The following is a 14401-nucleotide window of genomic DNA, read 5'->3' on the forward strand; positions in this document are numbered from 1 at the left end:
CTATAATCGCGGGACTGTTTTCCGGTATGCCTATGCAATCCACGTCTCCTACGTCCCCGCCTCCCGCGCCCGAGCCGAAGAAGCGATCCTGGTGGCTGAAAGTCCTGATCGGCGTCGCCGCGATGTGTGTGGCCCTCGTCGTGGCCGGCGGCCTCGTGCTCGGCTACGCGCTCGTCGTCGCGTGGCCGAACATGCCGTCGCTCGAAGCGCTGACCGACTATCGTCCGAAGGTACCGTTGCGGATCTACACGTCGGATCACGTGCTGATCGGCGAATTCGGCGAGGAACGCCGCGACATCGTCCATTTCAAGGACGTGCCCGACTCGCTCAAGAAGGCGATCCTCGCGATCGAGGACGCGCGCTTCTACGATCACGGCGGCGTCGACCTCACCGGCATCGCCCGCGCCGGCTTCGTCGCGCTGACGAACGGCCATGCGTCGCAGGGCGCGAGCACGATCACGATGCAGGTCGCGCGCAACTTCTTCCTGTCGAGCGAAAAGACCTACACGCGCAAGATCTACGAGATGCTGCTCGCGTACCGGATCGAGCGCGCGCTGACGAAGGATCAGATTCTCGAGGTCTACATGAATCAGATCTATCTCGGTCAGCGTGCGTATGGCTTCGCGAGCGCGGCGCGGGTCTACTTCGGCAAGGACCTGAAGGACATCACGCTCGCGGAAGCGGCGATGCTCGCGGGGCTGCCGAAGGCGCCTTCCGCGTATAACCCGGTCGTCAATCCGAAGCGCGCGAAGGTGCGCCAGGAATACATCCTGCAGCGGATGCTCGAGCTGAACTTCATCACGCGCGAGCAGTACGACGAAGCCGTCGCGCAGCCACTCGTCGTCAAGGGCGCGGGCCGCGAGTTCAGCGTGCACGCCGAGTACGTCGCGGAAATGGTCCGGCAGATGATGTACGCGCAGTACCGCGAGGAAACCTATACGCGCGGCTTCAACGTCGTCACGACGATCGACTCCGCCGACCAGCAGGTCGCGTACACGGCGCTGCGCAAGGGCATCATGGATTACGAGCGCCGCCACGGCTATCGCGGGCCGGAAGGCTTCATCGAGCTGCCGGCCGGCGCCGATGACCGCGAGCAGGCGATCGACGACGCGCTGCTCGAGCACCCCGACAACGGCGAACTGGTCGCGGCGGTCGTCACCGCCGCAACCACGCGGCAGATCACCGTCGCCTTCATCGACGGCAGCAGCGCGACGATCGAAGGCGACAACCTGCGCTTCGCGTCGGGCGCGCTGTCAGCCAGCGCGCAGCCGAACCGCCGCATTCGTCCGGGCGCGATCGTCCGGGTCTCGAGGAACGACGCAGGCAAGTGGGCGATCACGCAGTTGCCGCAGGTCGAAGGCGCGTTCATTTCGATCGTCCCGCAGGACGGCGCGATCCGCTCGCTCGTCGGCGGCTTCGACTACAACAAGAACAAGTTCAACCACGTCACGCAAGCGTGGCGGCAACCGGGTTCGTCGTTCAAGCCGTTCATCTACTCGGCGTCGCTCGACAAGGGCCTCGGACCGGCCACGGTGATCAACGACGGCCCGCTGTATTTCAGCGCCGCGGAAACCGGCGGCCAGCCGTGGGAGCCGAAGAACTACGGCGGCGGCTTCGAAGGCCCGATGTCGATGCGCACTGCGCTGCAGCGCTCACGCAACCTCGTGTCGATCCGGATCCTGAACCACATCGGCACGAAGTACGCGCAGCAGTACATCACGCGCTTCGGCTTCGACGCCGACCGCCATCCGGCCTATCTGCCGATGGCGCTCGGCGCGGGCCAGGTCACGCCGCTGCAGATGGCCGGCGCGTACTCGGTGTTCGCGAACGGCGGCTTCCGCGTGAATCCGTACCTGATCGCCGAAGTGACCGATCCGAATGGCGCGATCGTCGCTCGCGCGCAGCCGCTCATCGCCGAGCAGAACGCGCCGCGCGCAATCGACGCGCGCAACGCGTACGTGATGAACAGTCTGCTGCAGAGCGTCGCGCAGCGCGGCACCGGCGCGCGCACCAATGTGCTGAAGCGCACCGACCTCGCCGGCAAGACCGGTACGACGAACGATTCGCACGACGCATGGTTCGCCGGCTACCAGCACACGCTCGCGGCGATCGCGTGGATCGGCTACGACAACCCGCGCAGCCTCGGCGATCGCGAAACCGGCGGCGGCCTGTCGCTGCCGGTCTGGATCGACTACATGGGCGCGGCGCTGAAGGGCGTGCCGGAGTTCAAGCCGACGATGCCGGACGACGTCCAGGCGCTCGGCAGCGAGCTGTACTTCACCGAGTTCACGCCGGGGCACGGCTTCGTATCGACGGTCGGCGTGCCGCAGGCGCCGGCGGTGCAGAACACCGACGAACCCGTACCGCACGTCGACGAGCAGGAGAAGCAGGACATCATGAACCTGTTCCGCGGCCATTGACACGCATGGCCCGAGCAAGAAAAAAGCGCCCCGCAGGGCGCTTTTTTCTTGTGCTTCGATCCGGCGTATCGGGTGCCGGACGTTACGCGCCGAACGTGATCGGCAGGCCGGCTTGCTGCGTCGCGTAGTCGGTGAGCGCCGCGAAGAACTCGGCGCCCGTGCGCGTGTCGCGCCATTCGCCGTCCACGAAACGGTAATGGAATCCGCCCGCCTTCGCGGCGATCCACAGTTCCTTCATCGGCGGCTGGAGATTGATGATGATCTTTGAGCCGTTCTCGAACGTCAGCGTCAGCACGCTGCCGTTGCGCTCCAGATCGATGTCGTGATCGCCATCGTTCGCGGCATCCACGGTACGCTCGACGGCCGCCAGCACGGCCTCGGCACGGGCCAGGTATTCAGTATCGGACATGCTAAACTCTATCGGTTAAATTGTTCAGGGACGATCATGCGAGTCGTTTTCCGGATGAGCGCGATTGTAGCGGCTTTGGCGATACTTGCCGGCTGCGGTCAACGCGGCCCGCTCTATCTGCCCACCGTGCCGCCGTTGCCGGCGAAGCCCATCCAGCAGCAGGACACGCCGCCGTCGGACGTCATGCCGACCGATGAAAACGCGTCGTCCGAGAGCATTCCCGATTCTTCCGGCACGCCGCTCACGCTGTCGCCGGAACTGTCGAGCGATGCGTCGAGGGCCGCGACGCCCGCATCCGGTCCGGCTGTCGCGCAGTAATCGCACACCGCCACTCGCGCGGCTCCGTTCGCAACAAAGGCGATGACATCCCGTCATCGCCTTTTGTTTTTTTCAGGCGCTCACGTCATGCACGGATGCGCCGCCAGCCCCATTCAAGCAGCCGCCAGCCGAGCAGCACCGCTACGATCGTCGCGTAGAGCTTCGGCTGTGCGAGATTGTGCTTGCCGGCCCTCATCCACCAGAAATGCAGCACACCGAACAGCGCAATCGCATAGATTGCGCGATGCAGCGTCGCCCAGTGACGGCCGAGCCGGCGCACCATCGCGCGCGGCGACGTCGCGGCCAGCGGAATCAGCAGCACGAACGCGGCGAAGCCGACCGTGATGAACGGACGCTTGCCGACGTCCTTCAGGATCGCGAGCACGTCGAACCACTTGTCGAACCACAGATACGTCGTGAAATGCAGCGTCGCGTAAAAGAACGCGAACAGGCCGATCATCCGACGAAAGCGCAGCAACGCGGGAACACCTGTCACGCGCCGAAGCGGCGTGACGGCGAGCGTGACGCAGAGCATCACCAGCGTCCAGAGGCCCGTCGAACGCGTGATGAACTCGATCGGGTTCGCGCCGAGCCGGTCGGTCAGCCCGAACAGCACCACGCGCGCGAGCGGATAGAGCCCGGCCGCGAAAACCAGCACCTTGGCGGGCGCAAGCCAGCGCGGCGAGGCGTTCCGAACCGTGCCGGCCCCTGCACCACCGGCGGCAGCCGTGCGCATGCCGGACGCGCGCGCGGGCGTCAGCGTCGAAGGAGGGATGTCGTTTCTCACCGGCGCGCTCAGAAGTTCTTTTTCAGATCCATGCCCTGATACATCGACGCGACGAGATCGCCGTAGCCGTTGAACATCAGGGTCTTGCGCTTCGGCGTGAAGAAGCCGTCCTCGCCGATCCGGCGCTCGGTCGCCTGGCTCCAGCGCGGGTGATCGACGTTCGGGTTCACGTTCGAATAGAAACCGTATTCATTCGACGCATACGTGTTCCAGCTCGTCTTCGGCTGCTTGTCGACGAAGCGGATCTTCACCAGCGACTTCGCGCTCTTGAAGCCGTACTTCCACGGCACGACGATCCGCACCGGCGCGCCGTTCTGGTTCGGCAGCACCTGGCCGTACACGCCCATCGTCAGCAGCGTCAGCGGATTCATCGCCTCATCCATCCGCAGCCCTTCCGAGTACGGCCAATCGAGCACCGGCGTCGACAGCCCCGGCATCTGCGACGGATCGGCCAGCGTGATGAACTGCACATATTTCGCGTTGCCGGTCGGCTGCACGCGCTTGATCAGTTCGGACAGCGGCACGCCGATCCACGGAATCACCATCGACCATCCTTCGACGCAACGCAGCCGGTACACGCGCTCCTCGAGCGGCGCGAGCTTCAGCAGCTCATCGAGATCGAACACCTTAGGGTGCAGCACCTCGCCCTCGACGCTCACGCGCCACGGGCGCGGCCGCAGCGTGCCCGCGTTCTGGGCCGGGTCGCTCTTGTCGGTGCCGAATTCGTAGAAGTTGTTGTAGGACGTGATGTCCTTGAACGGCGTCACCTTGTCGGCCGCGACGAACCTCGGATTGGTTTTCGCCGCGAGCTTCGCGGCCCGCGCATCCGGCGACGCATAGGCCGCGAACGCCGCGCCGCTGCCGCCGAGCAATCCGCCCGCCGCCGCCAGGCCGGCGGCCTGCAAGACACGCCGCCGGTTCTCGAACACCGCGCGCGGCGTAATCTCGCTCGGCGCGATATCACCGCCGGTCAGTACGGTGCGCAAAGGGTGTTTGATCCACATCGTGCTGCTCCTCCTGCATGCGCGGCGCGCACGCTTCATGGGTGTTCGACCCGAGCCGTCCTGCGCCGTTCGAAGCCCGGACCGTCCGCCCGTTACAAAAGAAAACCGCCGGGCACACAGTGCGCCGGCGGTCTTTTGTCGGACCAACGTCGGAAATCTTACAGCTTGCCGTAGCTATGCAGCCCGGACAGGAACATGTTGACGCCGAGGAACGCGAACGTCGTCACGAGCAGGCCCGTGAGCGCCCACCAGGCGGCGACCGCGCCGCGCAGGCCCTTCATCAGGCGCATGTGCAGCCAGGCCGCGTAGTTGAGCCATACGATCAGCGCCCAGGTTTCCTTCGGGTCCCAGCTCCAGTAGCCGCCCCATGCTTCGGCGGCCCACAGCGCGCCGAGGATCGTCGCGATCGTGAAGAACGCGAAACCGACCGCGATCGACTTGTACATCACGTCGTCGAGCACCTCGAGCGTCGGCAGACGATCGGCGAGCACGCCGCGCTCCTTCATCAGATACGCGACCGACACCATCGCCGACAGCGCGAAGCTGCCGTAGCCGATGAAGTTCGCCGGGACGTGAATCTTCATCCACCAGCTCTGCAGCGCCGGCACGAGCGGCTGGATCTGCTGCGCGTCGCGCGCGACCGAGTACCACATCAGGAAGCCGACGGCCGCGCTGATGACCAGCAGCACGAACGCGCCGAGCGAGCGCGTGCCGTAGTGGCCTTCGTAATACAGGTAGAGCAGTGCGGTGATCAGGCTGAACAGCACGAAGACTTCATACAGATTCGACACCGGGATATGCCCGACGTCGGCACCGATCAGGTAGGACTCATACCAGCGCACCATCAGGCCGGTGAAACCCATCAGCACCGCGACCCACGTCAGTTTCTGGCCGATCGCGGAGCCCGACTCCGAGCGCGCGAGCAGGCCGATCCAGTAGAAGATCGTCGCGAGCACGAACAGCGCGCTCATCCACAGGATCGCGGACTGGCTCGACAGGAAGTACTTGAGGAAGAACGCCGAATCGGCACGCGCGAGATCGCCCTGGTAGATCTGGATCGACAGCAGCGACAGCACCGCGATCGACGCCATCATCAGCCGCGCGGGCTTCCAGCGCCAGCCGAGCACGACAAGCGCCGGCACCGTGCCGATCATCACCGCCTTGTCGTAGTAATTCATGTGTTCGTTGTAATGCACGAACGCATAGCCTGCGCCGACCACGAGAGCCAGGGCGAACAGCCAGTCGATGATCGACAGGCGGGCGAGGAACGGACGGTCGTCGAACAACGGCGCCGGATTCGAGGCCTGAACCGGCCCCGAACGGGAAGAGGAGACTTGAGTGAGATCCATGATGTTACCGGGTGGAATTCTCGGAATCGGAACCGCCGCCGGCAGGCGGACGGACAGTCGCTGCCGCACCGGCGGGTGCGGCGTCGCGTGGCGTGGCGCGCAAGGCGGCGCCGGCCGCGTCGCGCGTCTGCACGAATTCTTTCTCGAAATCGAAGGTCTTGCGGGCCGTGGACATCGCCATCACCACATCGACGCCCGAACCGGCATCCTTGAGCCAGAACCAGAGGCGCCGCTCGCGCACGTAGAACATCGAGAAGATGCCGGCGACCAACAGCAGGCTGCCAAGATACACCAGATTCTTGCCGGGTGCGCGCGTCAGCTGAAATACCGAAGCTTGCACCTGCTTGAAGGAGTCGAGCTGCAAATAGACCGGCGATCCGTACAAGAAGCTGTCGGATAGCGCATTGATCGCGTTCTGCACGAAGCGGATCGTGTCGGCGCCCTGCTGGGCGGCCGGCTCGCCGGCATGCTCGCGCGCGATCTGCCAGACCTCCCACATCGAACCCTCGAGCATGCGCAGCAGCAGGCTGGCCGCCTTTTCCTGCTCGGCCTTCGGCACCGAGCGGTCGATGAACGTCGCCACCGCCTGGAAGCCGCCGACCGGCTGGCCGTCGGCGCCGCGGCCGACGCTATCGTCGCTCGCGGCAAAGAGGGTCAGCACCTTGAACGCACTGTCCTGCAGGCGGCCGCGCAGCGACGCTTCGGTCGTCGGCAGCGAACGCTGCGCGAAACGTGCGGCGGCGTCGGCACGCACGGCCGGATCCTCGAGCGCGGCGCGCAGGCGCATCCATTCGCCGATCGAATCCTGGCTATCGGCCGGAATCCGCATGTACCGGAACGGATCGTTCGGGCTCGCGCGCACGCCGGCGAGGAACACGCGCGTGCCGCCCATGTCGACGGGCAGCATGTAGTTGTTGAATTCGCGCGCCTGACCGTCCTTGCCGCGAATCTTGTACTGGACCGACGGGCCGATGTTGTGGAGCTGCATCGGCTTCGAGGTCTTCGCGCCCGAACCGAGCCGCTCGTCGAACGCTTCCTTGAGCGACTCCGTCTTCGCGACGCCGCGCACGTCCGGCTTGCCGTTCGCGTCCGCCATGTTCTCGACGTTGATCGCGCGGAAGTCGGAGAATTCGATCGTGTCGCCGTCGCTGCCCGGCATCTGCAGCGGCGCCGTACTGCCGATCGTGCCCTTCACCGCGAAGGTCTTCGCGTTGCCGCCCGTCATCGGGTAGGCCGTCATCTCCATCTGCGAGCCGCCGTCCTGGAAGCTCGACTGGTAGATCGACACGCCCTTGTACGTGAACGGCTTGTTGACCTCGACGCGCGCCGGGATCTTCTGGCCCGTCTCGCGATCGATCACGACGATGTCGCTCGCGAACAGCTTCGGCATCCCGGTCGTGTAGTAGTCGACGATGAACTTGTTGAGCTGGATCGAGAACGGCAGGTCCTGGATCAGCGAGCCGCTCGGCTGGTTCAGGATCGCGGTCGACACGAACTGGCCTTCCGGCACCCACGCGTAGCCGCGGAACGTCGGGTTCGACGCGGACAGCCTGTGGTCGGGCGAAATTTCGCTGATCGTCGCGCTCGTGTTGACCGGGCTCTTGCCGAACATCCACATCTGGAATTTGATCGGCAGGTTGCTGTCCAGCAGGCCGCCGATACAGATCACGACGATCGCAAGGTGCGCGGAGATGTAGCCCCACTTCGTCAGCGCGCCGCGTTTCGCGGAGATCAGCGTCGCGCCTTCGGTTTCACGCACGACGTGCTTGTAGCCGGCCTTGGTGACGAACGTGGCGAGCGTGGCCGCGACGGTCGCGCGCGTACCGGACGCCGAGTATTCGGCCTTGTGGTGGAAGGCGCGCAGGCTGCCTTCGCGGACCTTGTCCTTCCAGCTCTTCGCGTCGGCGAGCATCTTCGGCGCGTTGCGGATCACGCACAGCGAGATCGACACGACGAGGAAGATCAGGATCAGCATGAACCACCACGCGCTGTACACGTTGTACAGGCCCAGCGAGCGGAAGATGTCCGCCCAGAATGGCCCGAACTGGTTCACGTAGTTCGGATATGGGTCATCCTGGGTCAGGACCGTGCCGACGATGCTCGCGATCGACAACACCACCAACAGTGCGATCGCGAAGCGCATCGAGCTCAGCAGCTCGACTGCGCGCCTGGACGCACTTTGACCCGACTTCGACTGCAACCCCGACGTGGTAACGCTCATTCAAACTCCGACTAAGGGGAAACAGCCCCCACGCTCACTATGTTCGCTGCCCACCCAAGGGGGGGCGGTCAGCACTCTTGGGACGGCCCGGCGAGTGCCGACAAAAAAGGGCGAGGCAACCGCAACGGTGCGGCGCCCCACCCTTTTCTTGTTCTGACGCCGGCCGCCCTTCGGGCGCCCGGTCATTCCATTCGCGACCGTCCGTTCAACGCAGGCCCGCGATGTAATCCGCGACGGCCTTGATCTCGTTGTCCGACAGACGCGATGCGATCTGATGCATCGCCTCGTTGTTGTTGCGCGCGCCGACACCCTGCTGGAATGCGGTCAACTGCGCAACCGTGTAATCGGCCCACTGCCCCGACAGACGCGGGTACTGGACCGGAATCCCCTGTCCCGTCGGCCCGTGGCAGCTCGCGCAGGCGGGCACACCCTTTTCCGCGATGCCGCCGCGATAGATCTTCTGGCCGATCGGCACGGTCGCCGCGTCGCGTGCGGTGCCGAGCTTCGTCGTCTGCGATCCGTAATACGCGGCGACGTTGCGCATGTCGTCCGCGCTCAACGCGCTCGCGAACCCGACCATCACCGGATTGGTCCGCGCCGGCCCCTTCGCGCCCGGCTGGGCCTTGAAGTCGTTCAACTGCTTGACCAGATATTCGGGATGCTGGCCGGCGAGCTTCGGGAAACTGCCCGATGCGCTGTTGCCGTCGGCGCCGTGACACGACGCGCAGACTTGCCCGGCAATCGCCTTGCCGCGGTCCAGATCCGGCTTTGCCGCATCCGCCGCGTTTGCCTCCGCTACGAAACCTACGAACCCTGCTGCAACCTGAAGCACCATCAGAGACTTGCACAGTCGATTCATTCGCACACCCTGTTTCGTCTTGTGGGAATTTGAGGTTCTGCAAAAAACGACGTCGACCAGTCTACCGCAGAAGCTGCATAAAAGCGCGAGGCAGGCGCCCGCAACCCTTCGGCAAAACCGGCGTATTGTACAATATCGCGCTGAAAGCTCCCGCGCCTATCGGGGCTACCCCGCCTCCACCAAGCGGCTCGCGCCGCCCCGTCCCTCCGGTTTCCCCCATGGCCTTTTTGCTCCACCAAGCCCGCTTCTACACGACCGTCAACCATCTGCGCGACCTGCCGCCGACGGTACAGCCGGAAATCGCGTTCGCCGGCCGCTCGAATGCCGGCAAATCGACGGCGATCAACGTGCTGTGCAACCAGAAGCGGCTCGCGTTCGCGTCGAAGACGCCAGGCCGCACCCAGCACATCAACTACTTCTCCGTCGGCCCGGCCGCCGAGCCCGTCGCGAACCTCGTCGACCTGCCCGGCTACGGTTACGCGGAAGTGCCGGGGGCCGCGAAGGCCCACTGGGAAATGCTTCTGTCGTCCTATCTCGCAACGCGTTCGCAGCTGTGCGGCCTGATCCTGATGATGGATTCGCGGCGCCCGCTGACCGACCTCGATCGCCGGATGCTCGAGTGGTTTGCGCCGACCGGCAAGCCGATCCACACGCTGCTGACGAAGTGCGACAAATTGACGCGCCAGGAAAGCATCAACGCGCTGCGTAACACGCAGAAGGGACTCGACGCGTATCGCGACCAGGGCGTGAAGGGCAAGCTGACCGTCCAGCTGTTCTCGGCGCTGAAGCGCACGGGGCTCGACGAGGCTCATGAACTGATCGAGAGCTGGGTGCGGCCGTCCGTCGCCGACGAAAAAAGCGAGCCTGTAGGACAATGAGCGGGCAATGCGCGGCCGGGATCGGCCGGGCGCACCTGACGGCACCTGCGGATTCGGCCGGCTCATAAAAAAACCCGCCGTTGAACGGCGGGTCAAACAGCCTAATCGAATAACGACAGGCACCCGCTCAGGGAGGAGAAGCGGGGAGTTGCACGCGACGCGTGCCACTCGATCGCTATCATATACCAACGATCTCGAAAATGACCTAAGGGTTCCGTAAGGTCCTTCTTGCCCTGATTTCTGCCAAATCGCCATGAGCTTCCATCCGCTTCATCGTCCGCGCCGGATGCGCCGCGACGACTTCTCCCGGCGCCTGATGCGCGAAAACCGCCTGACCACCGACGACCTGATCTACCCGGTGTTCGTCGTCGAAGGCACCAACGAACGCCAGGCCGTCCCGTCGATGCCCGGCGTCGAGCGCGTATCGGTCGATCTGCTGATGCAGGTCGCCGAGCAGTGCGTCGAACTTGGCGTGCCCGTGCTGTCGCTGTTCCCGGCCATCGAGCCGTCGCTGAAAACGCCCGACGGACGCGAAGCGGCCAATCCGGAAGGCCTGATCCCGCGCGCTGTGCGCGAGCTGAAGAAGCGTTTCCCCGAACTCGGCGTGCTGACCGACGTCGCGCTCGATCCGTACACGAGCCACGGCCAGGACGGCGTGCTCGACGAGAACGGCTACGTGATCAACGACGACACGATCGAGATCCTGGTCGACCAGGCACGCGCGCAGGCAGAAGCCGGCGTCGACATCGTCGCGCCGTCGGACATGATGGACGGCCGCATCGGCGCGGTCCGCGAGATGCTTGAAAGCGACGGCCATATCCATACGCGCATCATGGCCTATTCGGCCAAGTTCGCGTCGGCGTTCTACGGCCCGTTCCGTGATGCGGTAGGCTCGGCGTCCAATCTGGGCAAGGGCAACAAGATGACCTACCAGATGGATCCGGCGAACAGCGACGAAGCGCTGCGCGAAGTGCGCCTCGACATCGACGAAGGCGCCGACATGGTGATGGTCAAGCCCGGGATGCCGTATCTCGACATCGTGCGCCGCGTGAAGGACGAGTTCCGCTTCCCGACCTACGTGTACCAGGTGAGCGGCGAATACGCGATGCTGAAGGCCGCCGCGATGAATGGCTGGCTCGACCACGACAAGGTCGTGCTCGAATCGCTGCTCGCATTCAAGCGCGCGGGCGCCGACGGTGTCCTCACGTACTTCGCGCTCGATGCTGCCCGTCTGCTGAAAGCGCAGCGCTGAGCCGCACGACGGCGAGTATCAAGAAAAACGGCGGGACACTTCATCGGTGTCCCGCCGTTCTGCATTTGCGGTCCGGTGGGCGCAACGGGCGCCCATGTGCGGCGGACGCGCGCGCCTTACACCGTCGGCACCGCTGCGCGATCGAGGCTGCGCAGGAACGTCTCGGCCGCCTGATAGCCGACCACGCGGCCGATTTCGTTGCCGTTGCGATCGAAGAAGATGATGCCCGGCGGCCCGAACAGGTTGAAGCGCTTGAGGAGCGCCTGGTCGTCCGGATTGTTCGCGGTGACATCCGCGCGCGCCAGGTGAAGCTGCGCGAGCCGCGCCTGCACGCGCGAATCGGTGAACGTCAGATGCTCCATTTCCTTGCAGCTCACGCACCAGTCGGCGTAGAAGTCGAGCATCACGGGCCGGCCCGACGTCTTCAGCAGCGCGTCGAGTTCGCCGCTGGAGCGCACCGACGCGAACGCGGGGCCCACCTGCCCGGCTGCCGACGCATCGCCCGATGCAACCGTGCGCGTCGCGAGTACGGCCAGCGGCTTCACGGGGTCGTTGGAGCCCGCCGCGAGCCCGACGAGCAGCGTCGCGGCCCAGATCGCGAGCGCCGCACCGAGGCCACGACCGAGTCGGCGCCAGATCGACGCGGCGCCGGCATGCGGCGTGAACAGGCCGAGCGCCGCAGCCGCGACGAGCAGCCACAACGCAGCGAGCACCATCTTCAGCCCGCCCGCGAGCACTGGCCACACGATCCACAGCGCGGCCGCGAGCAGCACGATGCCGAAGAACACCTTCACGCCATCCATCCATGCGCCCGCGCGCGGCAGCACCGTGCCGGCACCGACGCCAACGACGAGCAGCGGCACGCCGAGCCCCAGTCCCATTGCGAACAGCGCAGCACCGCCGAGCCACGCATTGCCGGTGTGCGCGATGAACGCGAGCACCGCGAACAGCGGCGCCGTCATGCATGCGCCGACGACCAGCGCCGACAACGCGCCCATCGCCGCGACCGCGACGAAGTGACCGCCCTGCCGCGCGCGCGAAGCTTCGGCCGCGCCGTTCTGCCAGCGCTCGGGCAACGCGATGTCCTTGCCGGAAATCAGCGACACTGCGAATGCCGTGAGCAGCACGCCGAACGCGCCGAGCACCCACGGGTTCTGCAACCACGCGCCAAGGCTCTGGCCGACCAGCGCCGCAGCGATGCCCAGCACCGTATAGACGAGCGCCATGCCGACCACGTACGTCAGCGACAGCGCAAAGCCGCGCGCATGCGTCGCCCGCGTGCCTTGGCCGATGATGATCGCGGACACGATCGGAATCATCGGATACGAACAGGGCAGGAGACTCAGCACCACGCCCGCGACGAAATACAGCGCGACGATCGTGAAGAAGCCGTGCCCCTCGAGCAGCGACTGCGCGAAATCCGCGCTCGTGACCTTGTCGAACCAGTTGCCCGAGGCCGGTGCGCCGTCGGCCGGCGCGGCCGCGCCGAGCGCCGCACCGTCGACCTTCACGACGTGCTCCGCGGGCGGATAGCAGATCCCTTCGTCGGCGCATCCCTGCGACGTCACCGCGAGTTCGAACGGTCCCGCCGCCTGCTTGACCGGCACGTGAATCACGACCTCGTCGCGATAGGTCTCGACTTCTTTTTGGAACGTCTGGTCGAACTTCACGTGACCGGCCGGGAATTGCGGATCGCCGAGCGTCACCTGCCCGCCCTTCACAGCGAACGCGAACCGCTCGCGGTACAGGTAATAGCCATGGGCGACCTTGAAGCGGACGTCCACCTGCCCCGGCGACTCGCTCGCGCTGAACTTGAACGCGACCGACGGATCGAGAAAATCGTCGGCCGCGCGCGCGACCGACACGCCGGCCAGCACGAACATGAACGACAACAGGACTGCGAGGACCCGCAGCGCGCGCACGCGCACGGAAAGCGCCATACCGTTAAACATGAAATAGACGTTGAGTTTCGCTGGTCACCCACTGGCCGTACGCGGCCGAAGCCGTCGCCTGCCACGAGACGACTTCTGGCGTCTCGTAAGGATGATGCGCGAGAATAAATCGCTCCAGTTCGAGCGAGCGCATGGGGCTCGTCTTGAACAGCAACTGGATCTCGTCGGCCGTCTCGACCTTGCCCTGCCAGTGGTAGCGCGACTTGATCGCACCGAGTTCCGACACGCACGCGGCAAGCCGCGCATCGAGCGCGCCGTCGGCGAGCGCTGCAGCCGTCGCCGCATCCGGCACCGTCGTGAGCATCAACACCACCACCATACGCGCCCTCCTGGCTGGTTTTTACCGGCTTCCGCCGCCACGATTCGCCCATCGAGGGCCCGTGCCGACAGTTCCGTATCGTAGCGCAGCCCGCGCGACGCTGCCGGCCGCGGGCTGCGACAATCTTTCGCAGCCCGCGGCACTACAAAAAACAAAAAGGGCCAAGCAATCGCTCGGCCCTTTTCAGATACTGCTGCGTACTGGAAGCTTACTCGGCTTCTTGCACGTTTTCCGTTTCGTCGACTTCCGGACGATCGAGCAGCTCGACCAGTGCCATCGGTGCGTTGTCGCCGACGCGGAAGCCGAACTTCAGCACGCGCAGGTAGCCGCCCGGACGGTTCGCAAAACGCGGACCGAGCACGTCGAACAGCTTCGCCACCGAGTCACGATCGCGCAGGCGGTTGAACGCCAGGCGACGGTTTGCCAGCGACGGCTTCTTGCCGAGCGTGATCAGCGGCTCGACGACTTTACGGAGTTCCTTCGCCTTCGGCAGCGTCGTCTTGATGACTTCGTGCTCGATCAGCGAGTTGGACATGTTACGGAGCATAGCCAGACGGTGGCTGCTCGTGCGGTTCAGTTTCCGCAGACCATGACGATGGCGCATTTCAGTTTCCTTGATTCAAAGTTTTGATC

General features: G+C 65.2%; 13 protein-coding genes. 4 read left to right on the forward strand and 9 right to left on the reverse strand.

Annotated features, from left to right (window positions below; genetic code table 11):
* The first annotated feature begins 32 nt into the window (after positions 1 to 32).
* A complete protein-coding gene (locus tag DIE11_RS26025) occupies positions 33 to 2420 on the forward strand; it encodes a penicillin-binding protein 1A (protein ID WP_124628068.1) in 2388 nt (795 codons plus the stop codon).
* 82 nt (positions 2421 to 2502) lie between these two features.
* On the opposite strand, the gene cyaY is transcribed toward DIE11_RS26025, so the two are convergent.
* Positions 2503 to 2829: an iron donor protein CyaY gene (gene cyaY, locus DIE11_RS26030; RefSeq protein ID WP_059599785.1), complete on the reverse strand. Its 327-nt coding sequence runs from the start codon at positions 2827 to 2829 to the stop codon at positions 2503 to 2505.
* Positions 2830 to 2865: 36 nt separating this feature from the next.
* Here cyaY and lptM point away from each other — a divergent pair, with 36 nt between their 5' ends.
* Positions 2866 to 3147, forward strand: coding sequence for an LPS translocon maturation chaperone LptM (lptM, locus tag DIE11_RS26035; protein WP_124628070.1), 282 nt, complete (start codon positions 2866 to 2868; stop codon positions 3145 to 3147).
* Between the two features lie 85 nt (positions 3148 to 3232).
* Here lptM and msrQ read toward each other — a convergent pair whose 3' ends face one another.
* The 5 genes from msrQ to DIE11_RS26065 all read right to left on the reverse strand — a co-directional run bounded on the left by msrQ (position 3233) and on the right by DIE11_RS26065 (position 9367).
* Positions 3233 to 3922 (reverse strand): protein-methionine-sulfoxide reductase heme-binding subunit MsrQ, encoded by a 690-nt coding sequence (gene msrQ / locus DIE11_RS26040; RefSeq protein ID WP_059599890.1) that lies wholly within the window; start codon positions 3920 to 3922, stop codon positions 3233 to 3235.
* Positions 3923 to 3942: 20 nt separating this feature from the next.
* Complete coding sequence (gene msrP, locus DIE11_RS26045) at positions 3943 to 4938, reverse strand: protein-methionine-sulfoxide reductase catalytic subunit MsrP (protein WP_124628072.1); 996 nt, start codon at positions 4936 to 4938, stop codon at positions 3943 to 3945.
* A 158-nt stretch (positions 4939 to 5096) separates the two neighbouring features.
* Positions 5097 to 6287 carry a c-type cytochrome biogenesis protein CcsB gene (gene ccsB, locus DIE11_RS26050; RefSeq protein ID WP_124628074.1) on the reverse strand — a complete coding sequence of 397 codons (1191 nt, stop codon included), beginning with the start codon at positions 6285 to 6287 and terminating at the stop codon, positions 5097 to 5099.
* A gap of 4 nt (positions 6288 to 6291) precedes the next feature.
* Entirely contained in the window at positions 6292 to 8508 is a 2217-nt protein-coding gene (locus DIE11_RS26055) for a cytochrome c biogenesis protein ResB (protein ID WP_124628076.1), read from the reverse strand.
* 205 nt (positions 8509 to 8713) lie between these two features.
* The gene (locus DIE11_RS26065; RefSeq protein WP_059468469.1) at positions 8714 to 9367 is read right to left on the reverse strand and encodes a cytochrome c; all 654 of its coding nucleotides are present in this window, start codon (positions 9365 to 9367) and stop codon (positions 8714 to 8716) included.
* Between the two features lie 218 nt (positions 9368 to 9585).
* Between DIE11_RS26065 and yihA the strand changes: the two genes are divergently transcribed.
* Positions 9586 to 10245, forward strand: a complete 660-nt coding sequence (gene yihA, locus DIE11_RS26070) for a ribosome biogenesis GTP-binding protein YihA/YsxC (protein WP_059599780.1) — start codon at positions 9586 to 9588, stop codon at positions 10243 to 10245.
* 253 nt (positions 10246 to 10498) lie between these two features.
* Positions 10499 to 11497, forward strand: a complete 999-nt coding sequence (gene hemB, locus DIE11_RS26075) for a porphobilinogen synthase (RefSeq protein WP_124628078.1) — start codon at positions 10499 to 10501, stop codon at positions 11495 to 11497.
* 116 nt (positions 11498 to 11613) lie between these two features.
* On the opposite strand, the gene dsbD is transcribed toward hemB, so the two are convergent.
* From dsbD to rplQ, 3 genes are all read right to left on the reverse strand, one after another.
* Positions 11614 to 13449: a protein-disulfide reductase DsbD gene (dsbD, locus tag DIE11_RS26080; protein ID WP_124628080.1), complete on the reverse strand. Its 1836-nt coding sequence runs from the start codon at positions 13447 to 13449 to the stop codon at positions 11614 to 11616.
* A complete protein-coding gene (gene cutA, locus DIE11_RS26085) occupies positions 13442 to 13768 on the reverse strand; it encodes a divalent-cation tolerance protein CutA (RefSeq protein WP_059599777.1) in 327 nt (108 codons plus the stop codon). The genes dsbD and cutA overlap by 8 nt, the downstream gene beginning before the upstream one ends.
* 208 nt (positions 13769 to 13976) lie before the next feature.
* Entirely contained in the window at positions 13977 to 14372 is a 396-nt protein-coding gene (gene rplQ / locus DIE11_RS26090) for a 50S ribosomal protein L17 (protein ID WP_006477175.1), read from the reverse strand.
* Positions 14373 to 14401: the final 29 nt, after the last annotated feature.

It is taken from the genome of Burkholderia sp. Bp9012, from assembly GCF_003853825.1.
GTDB classification, from domain to species: Bacteria; Pseudomonadota; Gammaproteobacteria; order Burkholderiales; family Burkholderiaceae; genus Burkholderia; species Burkholderia diffusa.